This is a genomic window from Faecalibacterium sp. PGM34 (assembly GCF_054456555.1).
This window is the reverse complement of record NZ_CM136898.1, coordinates 2,407,059-2,423,980: the sequence shown is the minus strand read 5'-3', so window position 1 is coordinate 2,423,980 and position 16,922 is coordinate 2,407,059. Positions and strand designations below refer to the sequence as shown.

Here is a 16,922-nt window from a genome sequence, read left to right as displayed (position 1 = left end):
CGAACACCTCAAACGCGGTTAAGATAAATTTTTTTGTTAGTGAGCTGTTCTTCACGCTCAATGTTGATGGGGCAAATGGCTTGCAAGGTGGCACCGGGCGCAAGTTTCAGACCATCGAACAGAATGCGACCGGAGAAAAGACCGTTGACGGTATCAATCTGTTGATCGGTCGGGTGAAAGCGAAAATAGATGTCCTTGTCGGCGGTTTCGTCAGTGTGAAGGTAAGCATTACCGCGCTTTTCGCTCCAAGTCCAAGAACGGAAACCAATTCCGCCGCCCGGGTGGATAGCGATTTCAAGAAGCAATGGAATGCCGAAGAATGGACAGGTATAGCAGATGAGATCGCCAGGAACGTAGTTATCCATTTTGCGGTCGAAATCGACAACAAAATCATTCTTTCTGTACGGCGGATCAGCGTGAATTGTAATTTTCATTAATTCTTCTCCTTCTTCTTTGCTCTGCATTTGCGAATGCGGAGCGCGTTAATCGTGGGATGTTCGGCATTGCGCATACCAGAGGTGTACGGAATGTAGCTGTTGACTGCGGACTTGCTCAGCTTGAGCAGGTCGCAAATTTCATCCTGCGTCTTTCCATCCTTGTAAAGCTTGGAAATTTGCTGGAACCGTTCGCTGTCGTAGCCGCAAAGCGTGACAAGTATTTTTCGTACTTTCTGTTCACTGATACCAACGGAGCGGGCAATGCTTTTCAAAGAATACCCTTGTTCAGATAGCCGAAGAACGGCTGTAAATGTTGCGTCCATAGAAATCCTTTCAAATATTTCAATCCACGCGCTTGTGAGATAATAATAACGCAACGCGGATTGAAATGCAAGAAGATTATTCGTTTACTTGTTCAAAATGGGACATAGTGCGCCGGGAAAGCGCAAAAGCAATGGCGGGCACGTCGTCGTCCGTTTCGCTGACGGCCTTAATCGCTTCGGCGATGCGGGTCAGATCGTCAACCGTGATGCCGCCCGGTTTGCGGCTGGACGTGTCTGCGTCGGTCAGGATGCGGTCATATTCTTCACAGTCGCAGCGGGTGCAGTAGTCATTGGCGATGCAGGCGTAACGTGCGCCCTCAGCGTCAAGAATGCGGGTTTCCTTGAGTTTCATGTAAATACCTCCAAAGTGATGTGCATTTGCTCGTCCCGGTAGGGATTCGAGTTTTTAGATTTGCCGATCTGGGTATATAGATACCGGGGCCGGCGTCGGGTGCTGCCCTTGCGGGCTGGGATGGGGCTGCTTTACGGTGCAACCCCGTAAGAGTGTCCGTTTTACTGCTGACCGTCCAGAACCTCCATGACGCGGTGGGCGGCATACTTGCCATTGTCGTTAAGCTGGCGCTGCCAGACACCCAGAGACGGTGCCCACCTGAACCCGTTGCGCTTGAGAAGTGCCCTGGTTTCGTCGTCCGGCTTGCCGTCGAACTGGAATTGAACACGCATTGCTTCGGCGTTCTCTCGGTAGGTGTAGCCGTCGTGTTCATCTTCCACGGGCTGTGCGGCCTTGGCTGCTTCCAGCTTTGCGATACGGTCCTTTGCCCGCTTGATGCTGGCGTTGCTGTTTTGCAGTGCATAGGCGGGATAAGGGCAACCGTAGAGAGCCAGCGGAGAACCGCCGTTGAAAACGTGGTCATTTTCAAGCCATGCACGTTCCTTGGCGGTAACGCCGGGGCAGCCGTCAAGCGTTTTGTGCTTGCGATAGTAGGCGTTCGCGTCTTTCATGGTCTGGTGCGCGGTTTGGAGCTGGTCGAGTTTTGCGCGGAGATAGTCCAGCGCTTCGGGATCGTCGGACTTGACAGACAGCGTGTGCGCCCGCTTGAGCATCTGCAAATAGTGGTCAGCCTTGCGGAAGTTCTCGCGGTTCGCGTCCCACGCTGCTACCTGCTTCTCTTTCTTGCGAACAGGAAAGTTTGCGGGGCCGCAGATGAGCACAGACGGGCAGCGGCCCCGATCTCGTTTTCACGGTTGATCGCTTCGGCCAGAACGGCGCAATAGCGATTGTACAGCCATTCGGCCCGATCCCTCTGATCTGCGGTGGCGCACTTGGGCTTGACCTGATCAAGGATCGCGGCGGCTTCGGCGCACTGGGCGTTGTAGCTGGCCGTTGCGCTGCCCTCTACATAGTCAGAGAAAGAAGACAGCTGTTTTGCAATGCGGGCGTTCTCTTCGTTGATGATAGCCATTGTATAGACCTCCAAATATTCAGTTTTCAAAGTGTCCGGCGGGGTGCCGGATGGGATCAGGGCGCTTTGATCGGTGCGCCCTGTCAAGGTGTCCGGGTCAAGGGTGTTTCTTTTTCATGCGTTCAACTGCGGCGGATGCTTCCCGGCGGGTGTCGCAGTGGCAGCTTTCGTAAACGATGAAAGCGGGCATTGTTACGCCGGGGCCGCCGGTCGGGTTTAACTCGCCGCCCTTGTGGGTGTATCCGGCACGAACCGTGAAACCGCCGCGGCTGGATGGTGTGATTTTATATTCCATGCGTGACCTCCGATATTTGATTTTCAAAGCGTTCAGCTCGCCCTGGTAGGGCTTGCGGTTTTCGTGTGGCCCTTGCGGGCTGGGGCGGGTTCGCTTTACGGTGCGGCCCTGCTGAGGTGTCCGGCGCGGTGTCAGATGATCCATTCGGCGGCGGCATAGTCGGCGGAGTTGTGAACGATGAAGGCATACAAGGCGCGGGAAATAGCGGAAAGTGCTGCTAAAACTTCGCTGTCCCGGTTCACGTCTTCGCTACACTGGTAAATGAAACTGTCCAGAAGCTTGGTGAATGCGTAAAAATCGCGGTCAATAGTGAAGTGCTTGCTGTCCCAGGGGAGAAGGTGAAGCAGATGCGGGAAGTTCTGCGGCATTGCGGGAACGCCGTCGAGTTCGTCGGACGGGACTTGGTAGCGGTCTTGATAAGCGGTTTCGTTCAGCTTGTAAAGAACGGCATAGATTTTGCGGTCATCAAACAGGGAATCGTGCGGGTACATACAGGACTTGAACGACCGGCAGACCTGAGAGGTGATCGCGAAGCATGAAAGCTGATCCATACCACCGGCCCCGTTGAGGATGAACGCCAGACCGTGAGCAACGGCGGCGGTGTGTTGAGTGGAAAGATGAATGCAAGACATAGAAAAACTCCTTTCGTGGGTTATAACCCATGAGCGCCCGCCCCGGAGGGGCGGCTGAGCTTGCACCAGCGGCGGCGGTATGCCGTCGGCCTTGCGGGTCAGATTGTGCCGGTGAACGTTGTAACGTCCAGGATAGGACCGGAACGGAAATTTTTGATGTTCGTGAACGGGATGAAGATGCACGAACCGCTTTCAAGCCAGAAGTTCCACCCGGTAAAGGCTTCGTTATGTTCGTAGGATAAAACCGGCCCGGCGGGCTGGTCGTTGATAAAAAGAACGGGGCTATTGTCAATGCTGACGTGCAGCTTCTTGGCGGCGGAGTAAACGACGGATTCAAAGTTTTCGCCGTCGGCGGCGTTCCATTCGTCGATCATGTCGGCAGCTTCGCACAGCTCCGCGCAAAGTTCCGGGTTCCACCGGTCCGCGCTGCGGATGTCTGCGGCAATTTCTTTCGGGCTTCTCATGGTAAAACCTCCTGTTATTCTGTTATCGCCCGCCCCGGTAGGGGGTTAGGGCTTTCATTATGGCCTTTCGGCTGGGGCTGGGCCGCTTTGAATCGGGTGCGGCCCTGCTGGGGTGTCCCGGGGTTCAGAACATCGAAATTTGTTCGCAGGCGGCAGCGGGTGCGGGCAAGGCTTGCTTTGCATCTTCGCAGGCTTTGCGGGATTCGCGCCACTTTGCCAGCGCGGCAGCCTGGGCGGGGCGGTCGTCTTCGGAAACGGCCATAAATTCCCGCTTTGCCTTGTCTGCTGCCTTGCTCAGATCGGCGGCGCTGGGGGTGATGGTCTGCTGGGGCTTGTCCTGCTGGGCGGCGGCTGCCTTTGCGGCTTTGCGCTGGTCTGCAAGCATTTTGTTATAAGACCGGATATCGTCAAGGGACTTAAAGCGCTTTTCTGCGGGCTTCTTCGGGTCGCGCTTCTCGACCTGCCAGCGGCCGAACAGATAAGCCGTTGTCATGTAGTAGTCGCCGCCGCCATGCTCAGCGGACGCCCGGGTCAGCGGATCAGCATCGGCGGGCAGGTCTTCGGGCTTGGGGCTGTCCTTGTATTTCCAGAGCTTGCAGCGGATCGCAGCCTTTTCGCCGCGCTTAACGCTCAAGCCGCCGCGCTTCCAGCCGTCGAAGGTGTGGAAAAGAGCGGCACACAAGTCGCCTTCTGCAATCTCCACCGGATCGGGTGCGGTGCCGTCCTCGCCCGGCTCCACGATGATCTTCGCGGCAGCGTCGGCGATTTCGGCGGCGGTGTAGTAGTGAACGGCCAGCTTGTGCAGCTGTTCGGGGGTGTACTGGGCACACACGGCGGCTGCAATAAGATCATTATTTTTCATGGTGTAAAACCTCCTGTTATTTTGCTCTCATCATTCCCCGGCGGGGTGCCGGGTGTTGGGACCGGGTCGCTTTACGGTGCGGCCCGTCAAGGTGTCCGGCTGGGATCAAAGGTCGGTTTTCCGCGATCCGTTGGCGGTGTGCTGCCACACGTCCACGGAATAACCGGCGCGGCGGAGTTGGTCGGCCAACTGGCGAGCCCGGTCGGCGGTGTTGGCCCATGTGGTGAGCGGGAAACCATGCTTGCAATAAACGATCTGGTAACGCATTGTAAAATCCTCCTGCAATCGTTGGTTTTGTTAGGCTTGCGTTCGGCTGTCTGACGTGGCGCTTGCTGTGGAATTATCTTAGCATGACGGAATGCAATTGTCAAGCATGACGGAATGCAATCTACTTTTTGCACAAAAACATGACGGAATGCTTGTGCATTTTTGCATGGCGGAATGCAGGCCGATTTGCTATAATATAATAAACGCGCGCGAAAGGGATGATATAATGCCAATTTCAGAGAAAAAGAAAATCACAAATAGCCGATATATTGCAAAATGCGATTCAATCCAGATTCGCCCGACAAAAGATCGCGGCGGAGAAATCCGCGCCGCAGCTGCTGCCGCTGGGCAAAGCGTACAGGCCTATATTTTGCAGGCTTGCGCCGAAAGAATGGCCCGCGATGGATTCGCACCGGCGGAATCTGGGGAAGAAGGGGGACTATAGGGGGTTACTGGGGAGGCTATAGCTCACTAAGTTCTAGCCCTACACATAAAGCACTACCCGGTAAAGTGGAGAATCTGACCCCTCTGGCGCGGCACAAAGTACCGCCCCGGGAAAGCGTGAAAAGCACCCCGGCGGCATTCCGTGGAGCGGTGCCGGGGCGGGAAGATCGCAGCAGCACACAGCACAGCAGGCAGGAACACGCCACACACGGCGCGCCCTGCCTGCTTCTTTTTTTCCGATCCACGCCCGCCGCCCTGCCTGATCCGTAGCACATCGGGCACCAGCACGCCGCCCTGATCCGCCGCGCTGGCTGCTGATCTGCTGCACAGACTGCACCGGATCACGCCGTCCGCCTGCCTGATCCATAGCACAGCAGACCACGCCGCCCTGATCCACACCGGCAGAAGGTACCCGCCCGCCCTGCCTGCTCTCCTGCCCTGGCACACAGCACAGCGGCCAGCGCCGCCACCAGCCGACCGCCCTGACCAGCCCGCCAGCCGACCGCCCGACGAGGCCGCCACGCGCGGGCGCGAGGTACTGCGCGCGCGCCCGCGCTAATTAGCGGGTCCAACAGCGCAAAAGTTCGCTAGATTTTAATGCAAATTTTCCATTTCCGGCAGACCCCCGGAAAAAAGTTCCCCGGGGGTCAAAAAAGGCGGGAAGGCAAAAGATGATACTCTATGATACTGATTTTCTGCTATAATTGGTACAGTGGATTTTTGACAAAGCCCGGCGGCAGCGATGCCGTGGGGATTTTGTTATACAGAGCTGCTTACAATTCGTAAGCGACCCGCAAAATATAATGCTCTGCCGGGTGCGCCCGGTGGGGCATTTTTTATTGGAGGATGCACAATGCCCAGGCGGAGCGACAAGAAAGATGCCGCCCGCGAAGAATACCTACGCCGTATGCGAGAAGACGGCGCGGTGAATCTTGCGGCGTTGGCAGAAGATATCGGCGTGAACTATGACACGGTGCGCCGGTGGAAGTCCAAGGAAAAGTGGGACGAACTGGAAGTGCCGCCAAAAAAGAAACGTGGAGGCCAGCCTGGGAACCAGAACGCAGAGGGGAACCCAGGCGGCGGTGCCCCGCCCAGAAATAAGAACGCACAGAAACACGGCGGCTATGCAGCGGTGTTCTTCGATCAGCTGACGGATGATGAAAAGTTCATCATGGACAAAACGCCGAAGACCGCTGTTAAAGCCCTTCGGGAAGAACTGGGCATTCTGAAAGTTCAGGAAAAAAGAATTCTCAGCCAAATCACCGCGCTGGAAAACGCGGATCAAGATGAACTGTACATCAGCACGCTGCTTGATATGCGAGTGCCGGGAAAGGTAAACGGCGCGAAACAAGACGGTGCAAACCAGAACATGGGTATGTACTCGAAGGAGAGCGCATTCACCAGAAAGATGCATTTGCAGGAAGCCTTGAACAAGGTGGAGGGCAGAATCGCAACGATCATCGGAAAGCTACAGCAGGCAGAAGAAACCGAAGTCCGCATGAAGCTGGAACGTGAGCGGATAGAATTTGCAAAGGCCCGCGCAATTGGCGCGTTCGATGTGCCGGATGAAACGGAAGAGGATGCAGACAATGACCCTTTACACAAGTAAGGTTGTGGCGCAACACCTGAACCTCACGGAACGCCGTGTGCGGCAGTTGAGGGATGAAGGCGTGATCAGGGAAAAAAGACCGGGGCTGTATGACCTGGTGGACACCATGACACGCTACATCAAGTACATTGGCGCAGGGAGCAAAGCTGACCTGAACGATGAAAGAGCCAAGCTGACCAAAGAAAAAAGAATTGCGGCAGAAACGGAAAACCGGGTAAGGAAGGCTGAACTTCTGGAAGTGGGCGATGTGGAAAAAGCATACTCCGCTATGATGATGAACTTTCGTTCCCGCATTCTGGCGCTGCCGCAAAAACTGGCACCCGCAGTTGTGGCGCTGGAAGGCGACGAACAGCAGGTGCAAGACCTGATCCAAGCGGAGCTGGAAGAAGCTCTGGAAACTCTGAGCCACGCCGAAGAAGCATTGGCAGAACCGGAGGACGGGGCAAATGAAGAAGCGGAAGAAAAAGACACGGGATAAAAACCCGTGCGCTGGCTGTGAATGGGGGTACGAACTGAATGAGCAGCAGGTGTATTGCCCGCTGCCAAGGTGCGTGAACCATGACAAAGAAAAGGAAGACTGTAGAGGTAGCCCCGGAAGTGAAGGAACTGTTTGCCCGGGTGCTGCTGAAACTGAAACCGCCGCCGAAGCTGACGGTCAGCGAGTGGGCGGATAAATACAGGAGAATGTCCCCAGAAGCTAGCGCAGGAACGGGGCGGTGGCACACGGACAATGCGCCGTATCAGCGCGCCGTGATGGATGCCATTGGTGATCCACATATCCGCATGGTGGTGGTCAAGACATCATCCCAGATCGGGAAGACGGAAATCATCCTGAACACGCTGGGATATGCGATTGACTACACTCCGGCACCGACGCTGGTAATGCAGCCAACGGTAGAAATGGGACAAACATTTTCCAAAGACCGTCTGGCACCCATGATCCGCGACACACCAGAACTGCGAAAAAAGGTCGATGCCAAGAGCCGCTTCTCCGGGAATACGATTATGCAGAAAGCATTTCCGGGTGGACACGTCACCATCGTTGGAGCAAACAGCCCGGCGGGGCTTGCATCCCGACCGATCAAGTTTGTTCTGGCAGACGAGGTGGACCGATATCCGGCATCGGCTGGCACCGAGGGTGACCCGCTGACACTGGCAAGAACCCGCCAGACAACATACTGGGACAAGAAAACGGTGCTTGTCTCCACGCCAACCATCAAGGGCACCAGCAGGATTGAAAAAGCCTGGCTGGAAAGCACGATGGAAGAGTGGACGGTGCCGTGCCCGGAATGTGGCGAGTATCAACCGCTGGTCTGGGCAAATGTGGTTTTTGATCGGGAGAACTGGCCGCACGGTGGCGTGCAGTACCGGTGCGAATACTGCGGCTGCATTGCTGGTGAATATCGCTGGAAAGCACAGGGCAGGAAGGGAAGGTACGTTGCACTACACCCGGAACGGGAGGTGCGCGGCTTTCACCTGAATGTCCTTGCATCGTCGTTCTGTGCATGGTCCGGCATCGTTACGGAATTTCTTTCCGCAAAAGAAGCACTCGACCATGGCAACCCCGAGTTGATGAAGGCATGGGTCAACACCAAGTTGGGGGAAACGTGGGAAGAACGCGGCGAGAGTGCGGACGATATGGCACTGTACAGCCGCCGCGAAATGTACCCGGCGACTGTACCGGCTGGCGTGCTGGTGCTGACCTGCGGCATCGACGTTCAGGATGATCGCTTCGAGCTGGAACTTGTGGGCTGGGGAGTTGGCAAGGAAAGCTGGGGCATCCGATATCAGAAGATATACGGCGACCCACTTAAACCTCAGATTTGGGAAGACCTTGATAATTTCCTACAAAAACGATGGCGCAGAGAAGATGGAGCGGTGATGAATATTCTTGCGGCGGCAATGGACACCGGCGGACACCATACGGATGCGGTTTACCGCTTCTGTCTGGAACGCTGGCAGCGTCACCTATACGCTATCAAGGGACGCGGCGGCGTGGAAACGGTGTTCGTGTCGAAGCCGTCAACCGGCAACCGTGTGGGCGTACCGCTGTACACCATCGGCGTTGATAACGGCAAGACCATGGTATACCAACGTTTGAACGTTCAGACACCGGTTCCGAACTATTGTCACTTCCCATTGGATGAAGCAGCGGGATATGACGAAACCTACTTCAAGGGTTTAACAGCAGAAAAGCAGGTTGTGCGCTGGAAGAAGGGCAGACCCACGACGGCGTGGGAGTTGAAAGACCCGAACTACCACCGCAACGAGCCATTGGACTGCCGAGACTACGCGCTGGCCGCACTGGAAATTGCAAACCCGGTGCTGGAAAACCCGGACGCGGAAACGGAAATGCCGGTGGTTCAGCATCCGGCAGGACGAAGAATTGTATCGGGAGGTATTGGATAAATGGCAGGAATCACGCTGGAACAGGCAGAAGCGAAACTTCAAACCTGGATGGAAGCGGAAGAAAAGATTGCCAGTGGACAGGGTTACTCCATCGGCGACCGCCGCCTGACCCGTGCCGACCTTTACACGGTCCGTGGCGAGATCGAATACTGGAACAACAAAGTGAAAGAACTGGAAGCGGCGGCAACAGCAGGAAGAAACAAGATGTACCGGTTTGTGCCGCGTGATATTTGACGGAGGGCAGCATGGGAAAAATGAATCTCATGGATCGTGCGATTGCCGCTGTTGCCCCGGAACGCGCCTTACGCCGGGCGGCGGCGCGGGAAAGCCTGCGCTTCATCAACTCCGGCTATGGGAACTACGGCGCGAGTACGACCAAGAAATCCATGCGCGGCTGGCTGTTTGCTGGAGGAAGTGCGAAAGAGGATATCGAAGATAACCTCAAAACGCTGCGCGAAAGAAGCCGCGACGCTTACATGGGTGTGCCAATCGCAACCGGCGCACTGAAAACGATGCGCACGAATGTTGTTGCAAGCGGCCTGACACCATCACCGCAGATTGACGCGGACTTTCTGAACATGACACCGGAGCAGGCGAATGACCTGCAAACGCAGATCGTCCGGGAATTTTCACTGTGGGCAGACAGCCCGCTTTGCGATGCTGACCGGGTGGATAATTTCTACAAGCTGCAACAGCTGGCCTTCCTTGCCTACATGATGAACGGTGATGCTTTTGCTGTGCTGCCGATGCGGCACAGTGTTGGACAGCCGTATGACCTGCGTGTGCAGCTGATCGAAGCTGACCGGGTGTGCAGCCCGGATCAGGACGACAGACTGGCACCGTGCGTAGTGGATAATGTGGCCGTGCAAAGCATTGTGCAGGGTGTGGAAACGGACGGCAACGGAATGGTTGTCGCTTACTGGATTTGCAACCAGCACCCATTGGCGAGTTTGTACGCTCTGCCAGAACCGATGAAATGGCAGCGCGTGGAAGCCTACGGTGAAACCACCGGGCGCAGAAACATCCTGCACATCATGAACCGAGAGCGTTCCGGGCAGCGGCGCGGCGTGCCACTGCTTGCACCGGTGCTGGAAGCCCTGAAACAACTGGGCAGGTACACGGACGCTGAAATTACAGCAGCAGTCATTTCGGCGATGTTTACGGTGTTCATCACAAAAGACAACCCGTCCATTGGCCGTCCACTGGGCGAGGTGATCCCGCCGAACCAGCAGATCGATGCGGCAGACCGTGGCACAATTGAGCTGGGGTCTGGTGCAATCATCGACCTGAACCAAGGCGAGAAGGTGGAGTTTGCAGACCCGAAGCACCCGAACACGGGCTTTGATGCATTCTCTGCCGCTATCATCAAGCAAATTGCGGCGGCGATGGAAATCCCCAGTGAAGTGCTGATGAAGCAGTTCACGACAAGTTACAGCGCGGCGCGTGGTGCACTGAACGAATTTTGGCGCACCTGCGATATGCAAAGAAGCTGGTTTGTGGACGACTTCTGCCAGCCAATCTATGAAGAATGGCTAACGGAAGCTGTTGCGACCGGACGAGTAAAAGCACCGGGTTTCTTTGATGATCCGGCAATCCGAAAAGCGTATACGTCCTGCACTTGGAACGGACCGGCGCGAACCAATCTGAACCCGGTGCAGGAAGTGGACGCCGCTGTGAAGCGCGTTGCAGCGGGCTTCTCAACAGCGGATCAGGAAACTGCAACGATGAACGGCGGCAGCTATGCAGCGAATATCCGCCAGCGTGTCATTGAAGCAAGAATGAAAAAGGAGGTGGACGACATTGCGAATAAGGGAGACGTCCCGAAAGGGAACGAACCGAATAGTGAATCAGGCGGGAAACCCGCAGACACCCAAAACGAATAACTGTTTCTGGAAGTTCCGCAATCTGGCAGACGGTCAGAAAGCGGAACTTCTGCTTTACGGCAATATTTCCGAAAGTAGCTGGTGGGGCGATGAAGTTACGCCGAAGCAGTTTGCGGACGATCTTGCCGCGCTGGGCGATGTGCAGGAAATAACGGTGTACATCAACAGCGGTGGCGGCGACGTGTTCGCTGCGCAGGCCATCGGAAACCAGCTGGAACGGTCGAGCGCGACGGTGACGGTTCACATCGACGGCCTGTGCGCCAGCGCGGCCACGATCATTGCCTGCCATGCAGACAAGGTAATTGCGGCAGCGGATAGCTGCTACATGATCCATCCTGCCAGCATGGGCGTCTGCGACTACCTGACAGCAGAAGATATGCGCGACTGCCTGAAAGCGCTGGACACCATCCGCGAAAACATCGTTGCACTGTACGCCAAGAAGACCGGCAAGAGCACGGACCAGTGCGGCAAGTGGATGGATGAAACGAACTGGTGGACAGCCGCCGAAGCCAAGGAGAACGGTTTCATCGACGAAGTAGACAATGAAGAATCGGATGCAGTTGTCGAAAACAGAAACGGTGTGCTGTTCGTAAACAGCATCGGGATGGGACTGCCGTTTGATAAGGCCCCTGATTTCGTAAAAAGCCGCATGGGCAAACAGCCCGGCGGCTTTTCTAATTCCGCAAATAATCCGGGAAAGACCGGAACACAGGAGGAAAAAACAATGGCTATCGAAAACAAGAACGACCTGGTGAAGGCGTACCCGGATATGGTCAACGAGATCAAGAAGGACGCCGCCGTGGATGCCATCAACCGTGAGCGTGCCCGCATCAAGGACATTCAGGACATGACCATGCCTGGCATGGAAAAGATCATGCAGGATGCCCTGTACGGTGAGCATCCCATGGATGCCACCCAGTACGCCAAGGAAGTTGCCAAGTTTGCCCGCAAGCAGGCAGAGGACAAGACCAAAGGCCTGCATGACGACGCACAGATCGGTGGCGCAAACAGCGTGAACAGCGTTGACCCCGGCAACCAGCAGACAGACATCTACCTGGATGCCCTGCGTGCGGTCAGCAAGAAGCAGTAAGGAGGAAGAACCATGAGCATGGATTTGGAGGTCAAAAAGTTTTCCTACTCGCCGGAATACCTGCTGGCGGGCACCGACATCCGCGTTACCACGGCGGTGAAGAAGGCTGGCGCTGATCTGAAAGTGGGCGCACCGGTCAAGCTGGAAAGCAGCACTGGCAAGGTGTCGCCCGTCGGCAAGAGCGACGGTGTGTCCGCCCTGTACGGTATTGCCACCGAGGACTTCAAGGCTGACGAAGAAGCTGTGATCTATCTGACGGGTGAGTTCTTTGCTGACCGCCTGGCGCTGGAAACTGGCGTCACCGCCGCTTCTCTGGAAGTGGCATTCCGCAACATCGGCATTTTCCTGAAGTAAAGGAAGGAGGAAGAGAATATGCCTAATACGGTAAGCATTTATGATCCGCGCTATCTGGCAGAGGTTGTGAGACTGGCACCTCCGATCCACACTTTTATGCGCGACAGCTTCTTTACCAACAAGAAGACTTCTCCGACAGATCGAATCGACTTTGACCTGGTGAAGGGCGATCGTCGCATGGCTGCCTTCGTGCACCCCCGCAAGGGCGGCAAGGTTCTGTCCGCCAACGGATATGAAACCCTGAGCTACAAGCCGCCGATGATTAACCCCTACGACATCACAACGGCAGACCAGCTTATGAGCCGCCTGCCCGGTGAGGAGTTGTACAGCGGAATGACCCCTGCCCAGCGCGCCGCGCAGAAGCAGATCGAAGAGTACAACCGCCTGAATGACGCAGTTGTACGCCGTGAAGAGTGGATGTGCGCACAGGCCATCATGACCGGCCAGATTCCCATTGTCGGCGAAGGCGTGAACGAGATCATCGACTTCGGCTTTACCAACACGAAGAAGCTGACCGGTACCGCGATGTGGGGCGCTGACAAGGCGGAGATCGTGAAGAACCTGCGTGAGTGGAAACGCGAGGTTTCCAAGAACGGTTTCTCCAACGTGGATATGTGCATCATGGGCAGCAAGGCTCTGGACCTGTTCCTGGATGATCTGGACATCCGTAGCCGTCTGGACACCAAGAACTACGGCTTCGGCGTTATCAACGTGAAGGAGCTGCCCAATGGCCTGACCTACTACGGCCACCTGAACGACCCGTCCCTGGATATCTACTGCTACAATGAGTATTATCTGGACGACTGGACTGACCCGGAACACCCGGCCACGAAGCCTCTGGTGAACCACAACAAGATCATCCTCATTAACCATGCGCCCAATTTCCTGATGGGCTATGGTCTGTGTACTTACCTGGACGATGCATCCAAACAGTGGGTCAGCGCTCAGACCGACCGCCTGCTGCGCTCCTATGTTGAGCATCACCCTGACCGCCGCATGATGGAAGTTCAGGCACACCCGCTGCCCATCCCTGATAAGGTGGACAGCTGGATGGTTGTTGAGGTCTGCGCCGCAGACTAAAAGCGAAAATTCCCCGCCGCGCTGAACGGCGGGGAATGGCTTTTTTGAGGAAAGAAAATGTCCGACTTCAAGAAACTGCTGGAAGTGGATATTGATGCCGTATTTCTGGATGATGATATTTTCGCAGATGAACATACCATCAACGGACAGAAGATGAAGGCTGTAATCTCAAATGACACGCTGAAAGAATCCAGCGGACATTGGGAAGGCGGCGTGCGTCAAAGCTACGGAACATCCATCTACTCTACAAGCAAAAAGCTGTACGTCAAGGTACAGGACTTTGGCAAGAAACCAAAAATCGGAAACCCGATACAGGTTGACGGGATGGACTTGTTCATCAAGGACTTTGATGAACAGCAGGGTATGTATGTGATAACCATAGATCGGAAACGGCAATGAGCTATACGCGATACAACGCAAGTGACCTTTCAATTGAACTGATCGGCGAGAAGGATGTAGCAAGAGCGCTGGGGAATTGTGGGAAGAAAGCGCCGCTTGTGATCCGCAATGCGGTGAACGAAACGGCGAAGGATGCCCGCAAGGTCATGATCCGGGAAGCGAAGAAGCGGTACGCCGTCAACGGCGCTGGCCGACGTCATTTGAATGATTTGAAAATCAGAAAAAGAGCGAAGGTGTCAGACTTGGGCGCGGAACTGCATATCGGCGGACCGGGCCAGAAAGATGCCATGAAAAATGATCTGGGATATTTCAAAACCGTCCCGTCAAGACCTTACATCGGACAGGATGTTGCGAATGCGCCTGATCTTTTCAAGGCAAAGGTTCTGAAAAACAGCGGAATGAAACCGCTGCCCGGTCAAGGAAATCTGAGCAAAGGATTTTTGGTAGAGTTCGCAAGCGGACACGTTGGCATGGTTCAGCGTGTCATTGGCTCCAGCGGCCATAACACCGTCACAAAAAAGTCTGGCGTACCGCGCTGGCGGAACAAAGATGGCAACGTGGAAAAACTGCAAACAATGGGAAGCCCTTCGGCGGCAGCAATGCACCATGTGATCTGGGAACAGGTTGAGCCGGACGTGCAGGAAACGCTTGAGAGAAAACTTGAAGCATCCATCCAGAAAACGCTTGCCAGAGAAGCAGCGAGGAAGGGAAAACGGTAATGGCTGAGATGCTTGCAATGACCCCATACATGATGCAGATTGCATTGAACAAAGAGTTGAAGGAACGCTTTGCAGGGAAAACGTATTGTGGCCCCGGCGGAGATAAGGAGCTGAAATTCTTTGAACAGAATCTGCCGATTGATACGGAACGGGATGAAGCTGTTGATACCCCAGCAGCATTTGCGCCCTACATCATCACGGAAATTGGTGATATGGATTCGCCGGAAGGCGATAAGCCGATGGAAGTTAACGTGACGCTGTATATTTGTGCATATGACATGGGATTGAAACGGCAGGGATACCGCGATGTTCTGAACATCGTAACGGACATCATGAAAGGTTTCCGGGCGGTCCCGAGGTTCGGCAGGGCATGTACCGTGAAAGGAAACATCAAGGGGAAAATGTCGGAAGACGACTATCACCCGTATTACTTCGGTGCTGTGCAAATGACCTGCACTGTCGCGAATGCTGATCCGGCGACTGATCCAGAAATAGAGGAAATGGTATGACCAAGAAAGAAACGAGAACCCGCGTGTACTGCGGCCCATCCGTCCGTGGCGTGGCACGGCAGTACACATGCTTTACCGGTGAGCTGCCGGAGCAGATGAAAAAGTTTGTTGAGCAGCACCCGATGGCGGAAGGCCTTATCGTACCTTACGACAAGGTAGCACAGACCCGTGCCAACATGGAACAGCCTGCATTGCCGGGCAAGCCCAAAACGGCAGAGCGGATCATTTTTGAACAGCTCAGAGCAGAGCTGTAAGGAGGAAGAACAATGGCATATCGTCATGGCGTATATGTAAGCGAAGTCCCATCCAGCGTAAAGGCACCGCTGGAAAGCGATGCTGGCGTTCAGGTGGTTGTGGGTGTGGCTCCGGTCAATTTGGCGGATGATCCTTACAATGCATCCAACGTGCCGCTGCTGTGCCACACGATGGCAGAAGCTAAAAGCCTTGTTGGCTACAGCAGTGACTTCAAAAGCTACACGATCTGCGGCGCTCTGTCTGCATCCTTCCAGATCGTGAATGTGTCCCCTGTGATCGTAATCAACGTTCTGGACCCCACAAAAACGGAGCACACCGCTGATGTTGTGGAGCGCTCTTTTCAGGTGAACAGTGGTTCCGTTCAGCTTGATACCATCGGCCTGCTGCTGGATGAGCTGGTGGTCAAGGCTGATGATGTGGCGCTGAAAAGCGGCACCGACTACACCGCAGCATTCAACGATGATGGCACGGTTACACTGGTGATCCTGCCTTCCGGCAAGGGTTCCGGCAAATCGCAGGTCACGGTTTCCGGTAAGCGCATTGCCCCGGAAAAGGTGACGGGCGCAGACATCATTGGTGGCGTGAATGCGGCAGGCAAGGAAACTGGCATGGAAGTCCTGCGCCAGATTTTCCCGAAGCTGGGCATGGTGCCGGGCAATCTGCTGGCGCCCTGGTTCAGCAAGGACCCGACCGTGGCTGCTATTATGCAGGCGAAGACCACGATGCTCAACGGCATTTGGCGTATGTTCTGCTGGGTGGATATGGACACGACCTCCACCGGCGCACCGAAGTATTCTGACGTGCGCGCCCAGAAGACGAAACAGTCTCTTACCTCTCCAAACTGCGCAGCCGTGTGGGGCTGCCCGAAGGTGGGCGAGGTAATCTACAGCCCCAGCGCCTTTGCTGCTGCATATATCGCCCGGAAGGATGCGGAGAACGATGGTATTCCCATGCCACCGCAGTCCAACATTGCAGTTGCCGCAACGTCGATCTGCACCGAGGATGGAGAGGAAATTCTGCTGGACCTGGATCAGGCAAATGAGGTGAACGGAAACGGTGTCGTTACCTTCCTGAATTTCAACGGATTCCGTCTCTGGGGCAACAATACGGTTGCATATCCGTCCAACGCCGATCCGAAGGATCGTTTCATTTCCGCCCGCCGATTCCTGAGTTATGACGACAACAACTTCATCCTCACGAACTTTGGCAACGTGGATATGCGGGCGAATCCCCGCCTGCGCGAAGCGGTGATCGACCAGCAGAACACCATCGGCGCAAGCTACATTTCCGCCGAAATCTGCGCACGGTACGAAATGGAATTTCTGAGCAGCGAGAACACCAGCGAAACGCTGGCGGACGGTAAGATGTATTTCCACAAGCACGTTGCAATGTATCTCCCGGCGGAAGATATTGAGGAAATCGTGGAGTTCGACATCGACGCAATCACCGCCGCGATGAGCAAGTGAG

24 protein-coding genes are annotated in these 16,922 nt (G+C 55.3%); 14 read left to right on the top strand and 10 right to left on the bottom strand.

Features of this window, described 5'->3' with window-relative positions; translation table 11 throughout:
- Nucleotides 1-8: 8 nt before the first annotated feature.
- The 10 genes from ACXPUX_RS11645 to ACXPUX_RS11600 form a co-directional block, all read right to left on the bottom strand.
- Nucleotides 9-434 (bottom strand): hypothetical protein, encoded by a 426-nt coding sequence (locus tag ACXPUX_RS11645; protein ID WP_458828438.1) that lies wholly within the window; start codon nucleotides 432-434, stop codon nucleotides 9-11.
- Nucleotides 434-760 carry a hypothetical protein gene (locus tag ACXPUX_RS11640; RefSeq protein WP_458828436.1) on the bottom strand — a complete coding sequence of 109 codons (327 nt, stop codon included), beginning with the start codon at nucleotides 758-760 and terminating at the stop codon, nucleotides 434-436. Before ACXPUX_RS11640 ends, ACXPUX_RS11645 begins: the two co-directional genes overlap by 1 nt.
- A gap of 76 nt (nucleotides 761-836) precedes the next feature.
- Entirely contained in the window at nucleotides 837-1,112 is a 276-nt protein-coding gene (locus tag ACXPUX_RS11635; RefSeq protein WP_458828435.1) for a hypothetical protein, read from the bottom strand.
- Between the two features lie 161 nt (nucleotides 1,113-1,273).
- Entirely contained in the window at nucleotides 1,274-1,933 is a 660-nt protein-coding gene (locus tag ACXPUX_RS11630; protein ID WP_458828433.1) for a hypothetical protein, read from the bottom strand.
- A complete protein-coding gene (locus ACXPUX_RS11625) occupies nucleotides 1,879-2,184 on the bottom strand; it encodes a hypothetical protein (protein WP_458828432.1) in 306 nt (101 codons plus the stop codon). Before ACXPUX_RS11625 ends, ACXPUX_RS11630 begins: the two co-directional genes overlap by 55 nt.
- A gap of 97 nt (nucleotides 2,185-2,281) precedes the next feature.
- Nucleotides 2,282-2,479 (bottom strand): hypothetical protein, encoded by a 198-nt coding sequence (locus tag ACXPUX_RS11620; RefSeq protein WP_458828431.1) that lies wholly within the window; start codon nucleotides 2,477-2,479, stop codon nucleotides 2,282-2,284.
- A gap of 131 nt (nucleotides 2,480-2,610) precedes the next feature.
- A complete protein-coding gene (locus ACXPUX_RS11615; RefSeq protein WP_458828430.1) occupies nucleotides 2,611-3,111 on the bottom strand; it encodes a hypothetical protein in 501 nt (166 codons plus the stop codon).
- A 98-nt stretch (nucleotides 3,112-3,209) separates the two neighbouring features.
- Entirely contained in the window at nucleotides 3,210-3,575 is a 366-nt protein-coding gene (locus tag ACXPUX_RS11610; RefSeq protein WP_458828429.1) for a hypothetical protein, read from the bottom strand.
- A 124-nt stretch (nucleotides 3,576-3,699) separates the two neighbouring features.
- Complete coding sequence (locus ACXPUX_RS11605) at nucleotides 3,700-4,437, bottom strand: hypothetical protein (protein ID WP_458828428.1); 738 nt, start codon at nucleotides 4,435-4,437, stop codon at nucleotides 3,700-3,702.
- A 105-nt stretch (nucleotides 4,438-4,542) separates the two neighbouring features.
- A complete protein-coding gene (locus ACXPUX_RS11600) occupies nucleotides 4,543-4,704 on the bottom strand; it encodes a hypothetical protein (protein ID WP_458828427.1) in 162 nt (53 codons plus the stop codon).
- 97 nt (nucleotides 4,705-4,801) lie between these two features.
- Between ACXPUX_RS11600 and ACXPUX_RS11595 the strand changes: the two genes are divergently transcribed.
- The 14 genes from ACXPUX_RS11595 to ACXPUX_RS11530 all read left to right on the top strand — a co-directional run bounded on the left by ACXPUX_RS11595 (nucleotide 4,802) and on the right by ACXPUX_RS11530 (nucleotide 16,921).
- Entirely contained in the window at nucleotides 4,802-5,149 is a 348-nt protein-coding gene (locus ACXPUX_RS11595; RefSeq protein ID WP_458828426.1) for a hypothetical protein, read from the top strand.
- A gap of 741 nt (nucleotides 5,150-5,890) precedes the next feature.
- Nucleotides 5,891-6,757, top strand: coding sequence for a phage terminase small subunit (gene terS, locus ACXPUX_RS11590; RefSeq protein WP_458828425.1), 867 nt, complete (start codon nucleotides 5,891-5,893; stop codon nucleotides 6,755-6,757).
- Nucleotides 6,738-7,235: a hypothetical protein gene (locus tag ACXPUX_RS11585; RefSeq protein WP_015538266.1), complete on the top strand. Its 498-nt coding sequence runs from the start codon at nucleotides 6,738-6,740 to the stop codon at nucleotides 7,233-7,235. The genes terS and ACXPUX_RS11585 overlap by 20 nt, the downstream gene beginning before the upstream one ends.
- Before the next feature lie 80 nt (nucleotides 7,236-7,315).
- Nucleotides 7,316-9,166, top strand: a complete 1,851-nt coding sequence (locus tag ACXPUX_RS11580; protein WP_458828424.1) for a phage terminase large subunit family protein — start codon at nucleotides 7,316-7,318, stop codon at nucleotides 9,164-9,166.
- On the top strand, nucleotides 9,167-9,400 hold the full coding sequence (locus ACXPUX_RS11575) for a DUF6148 family protein (RefSeq protein ID WP_458828423.1): 234 nt from the start codon (nucleotides 9,167-9,169) through the stop codon (nucleotides 9,398-9,400). It begins immediately after the preceding gene.
- Nucleotides 9,401-9,411: 11 nt separating this feature from the next.
- On the top strand, nucleotides 9,412-11,049 hold the full coding sequence (locus tag ACXPUX_RS11570; protein WP_458828422.1) for a phage portal protein: 1,638 nt from the start codon (nucleotides 9,412-9,414) through the stop codon (nucleotides 11,047-11,049).
- The gene (locus ACXPUX_RS11565) at nucleotides 11,009-12,139 is read left to right on the top strand and encodes a head maturation protease, ClpP-related (protein WP_458828420.1); all 1,131 of its coding nucleotides are present in this window, start codon (nucleotides 11,009-11,011) and stop codon (nucleotides 12,137-12,139) included. Before ACXPUX_RS11570 ends, ACXPUX_RS11565 begins: the two co-directional genes overlap by 41 nt.
- 12 nt (nucleotides 12,140-12,151) lie before the next feature.
- Complete coding sequence (locus ACXPUX_RS11560) at nucleotides 12,152-12,493, top strand: hypothetical protein (protein ID WP_458828419.1); 342 nt, start codon at nucleotides 12,152-12,154, stop codon at nucleotides 12,491-12,493.
- Between the two features lie 18 nt (nucleotides 12,494-12,511).
- Nucleotides 12,512-13,573, top strand: a complete 1,062-nt coding sequence (locus tag ACXPUX_RS11555; RefSeq protein WP_458828418.1) for a major capsid protein — start codon at nucleotides 12,512-12,514, stop codon at nucleotides 13,571-13,573.
- A gap of 57 nt (nucleotides 13,574-13,630) precedes the next feature.
- Nucleotides 13,631-13,972 (top strand): hypothetical protein, encoded by a 342-nt coding sequence (locus ACXPUX_RS11550; RefSeq protein ID WP_458828417.1) that lies wholly within the window; start codon nucleotides 13,631-13,633, stop codon nucleotides 13,970-13,972.
- The gene (locus tag ACXPUX_RS11545; protein WP_458828416.1) at nucleotides 13,969-14,691 is read left to right on the top strand and encodes a hypothetical protein; all 723 of its coding nucleotides are present in this window, start codon (nucleotides 13,969-13,971) and stop codon (nucleotides 14,689-14,691) included. The genes ACXPUX_RS11550 and ACXPUX_RS11545 overlap by 4 nt, the downstream gene beginning before the upstream one ends.
- Entirely contained in the window at nucleotides 14,691-15,200 is a 510-nt protein-coding gene (locus ACXPUX_RS11540; RefSeq protein ID WP_458828415.1) for a hypothetical protein, read from the top strand. Before ACXPUX_RS11545 ends, ACXPUX_RS11540 begins: the two co-directional genes overlap by 1 nt.
- Nucleotides 15,197-15,454: a hypothetical protein gene (locus ACXPUX_RS11535; protein WP_458828414.1), complete on the top strand. Its 258-nt coding sequence runs from the start codon at nucleotides 15,197-15,199 to the stop codon at nucleotides 15,452-15,454. Before ACXPUX_RS11540 ends, ACXPUX_RS11535 begins: the two co-directional genes overlap by 4 nt.
- Nucleotides 15,455-15,466: 12 nt before the next feature.
- A complete protein-coding gene (locus ACXPUX_RS11530) occupies nucleotides 15,467-16,921 on the top strand; it encodes a phage tail sheath family protein (protein WP_458828413.1) in 1,455 nt (484 codons plus the stop codon).
- Nucleotide 16,922 lies beyond the last annotated feature (1 nt).

What these genes read in the sequence shown, in the direction of transcription:
- ACXPUX_RS11645 (WP_458828438.1), bottom strand. Translation starts at nt 434, where the DNA reads ATGAAAATTACAATTCACGCTGATCCGCCGTACAGAAAGAATGATTTT.
- ACXPUX_RS11640 (WP_458828436.1), bottom strand. Translation starts at nt 760, where the DNA reads ATGGACGCAACATTTACAGCCGTTCTTCGGCTATCTGAACAAGGGTAT.
- ACXPUX_RS11635 (WP_458828435.1), bottom strand. Translation starts at nt 1,112, where the DNA reads ATGAAACTCAAGGAAACCCGCATTCTTGACGCTGAGGGCGCACGTTAC.
- ACXPUX_RS11625 (WP_458828432.1), bottom strand. Translation starts at nt 2,184, where the DNA reads ATGGCTATCATCAACGAAGAGAACGCCCGCATTGCAAAACAGCTGTCT.
- ACXPUX_RS11620 (WP_458828431.1), bottom strand. Translation starts at nt 2,479, where the DNA reads ATGGAATATAAAATCACACCATCCAGCCGCGGCGGTTTCACGGTTCGT.
- ACXPUX_RS11615 (WP_458828430.1), bottom strand. Translation starts at nt 3,111, where the DNA reads ATGTCTTGCATTCATCTTTCCACTCAACACACCGCCGCCGTTGCTCAC.
- ACXPUX_RS11610 (WP_458828429.1), bottom strand. Translation starts at nt 3,575, where the DNA reads ATGAGAAGCCCGAAAGAAATTGCCGCAGACATCCGCAGCGCGGACCGG.
- ACXPUX_RS11605 (WP_458828428.1), bottom strand. Translation starts at nt 4,437, where the DNA reads ATGAAAAATAATGATCTTATTGCAGCCGCCGTGTGTGCCCAGTACACC.
- ACXPUX_RS11600 (WP_458828427.1), bottom strand. Translation starts at nt 4,704, where the DNA reads ATGCGTTACCAGATCGTTTATTGCAAGCATGGTTTCCCGCTCACCACA.
- terS (WP_458828425.1), top strand. Translation starts at nt 5,891, where the DNA reads ATGCCGTGGGGATTTTGTTATACAGAGCTGCTTACAATTCGTAAGCGA.
- ACXPUX_RS11585 (WP_015538266.1), top strand. Translation starts at nt 6,738, where the DNA reads ATGACCCTTTACACAAGTAAGGTTGTGGCGCAACACCTGAACCTCACG.
- ACXPUX_RS11580 (WP_458828424.1), top strand. Translation starts at nt 7,316, where the DNA reads ATGACAAAGAAAAGGAAGACTGTAGAGGTAGCCCCGGAAGTGAAGGAA.
- ACXPUX_RS11575 (WP_458828423.1), top strand. Translation starts at nt 9,167, where the DNA reads ATGGCAGGAATCACGCTGGAACAGGCAGAAGCGAAACTTCAAACCTGG.
- ACXPUX_RS11570 (WP_458828422.1), top strand. Translation starts at nt 9,412, where the DNA reads ATGGGAAAAATGAATCTCATGGATCGTGCGATTGCCGCTGTTGCCCCG.
- ACXPUX_RS11560 (WP_458828419.1), top strand. Translation starts at nt 12,152, where the DNA reads ATGAGCATGGATTTGGAGGTCAAAAAGTTTTCCTACTCGCCGGAATAC.
- ACXPUX_RS11555 (WP_458828418.1), top strand. Translation starts at nt 12,512, where the DNA reads ATGCCTAATACGGTAAGCATTTATGATCCGCGCTATCTGGCAGAGGTT.
- ACXPUX_RS11550 (WP_458828417.1), top strand. Translation starts at nt 13,631, where the DNA reads ATGTCCGACTTCAAGAAACTGCTGGAAGTGGATATTGATGCCGTATTT.
- ACXPUX_RS11545 (WP_458828416.1), top strand. Translation starts at nt 13,969, where the DNA reads ATGAGCTATACGCGATACAACGCAAGTGACCTTTCAATTGAACTGATC.
- ACXPUX_RS11540 (WP_458828415.1), top strand. Translation starts at nt 14,691, where the DNA reads ATGGCTGAGATGCTTGCAATGACCCCATACATGATGCAGATTGCATTG.
- ACXPUX_RS11535 (WP_458828414.1), top strand. Translation starts at nt 15,197, where the DNA reads ATGACCAAGAAAGAAACGAGAACCCGCGTGTACTGCGGCCCATCCGTC.
- ACXPUX_RS11530 (WP_458828413.1), top strand. Translation starts at nt 15,467, where the DNA reads ATGGCATATCGTCATGGCGTATATGTAAGCGAAGTCCCATCCAGCGTA.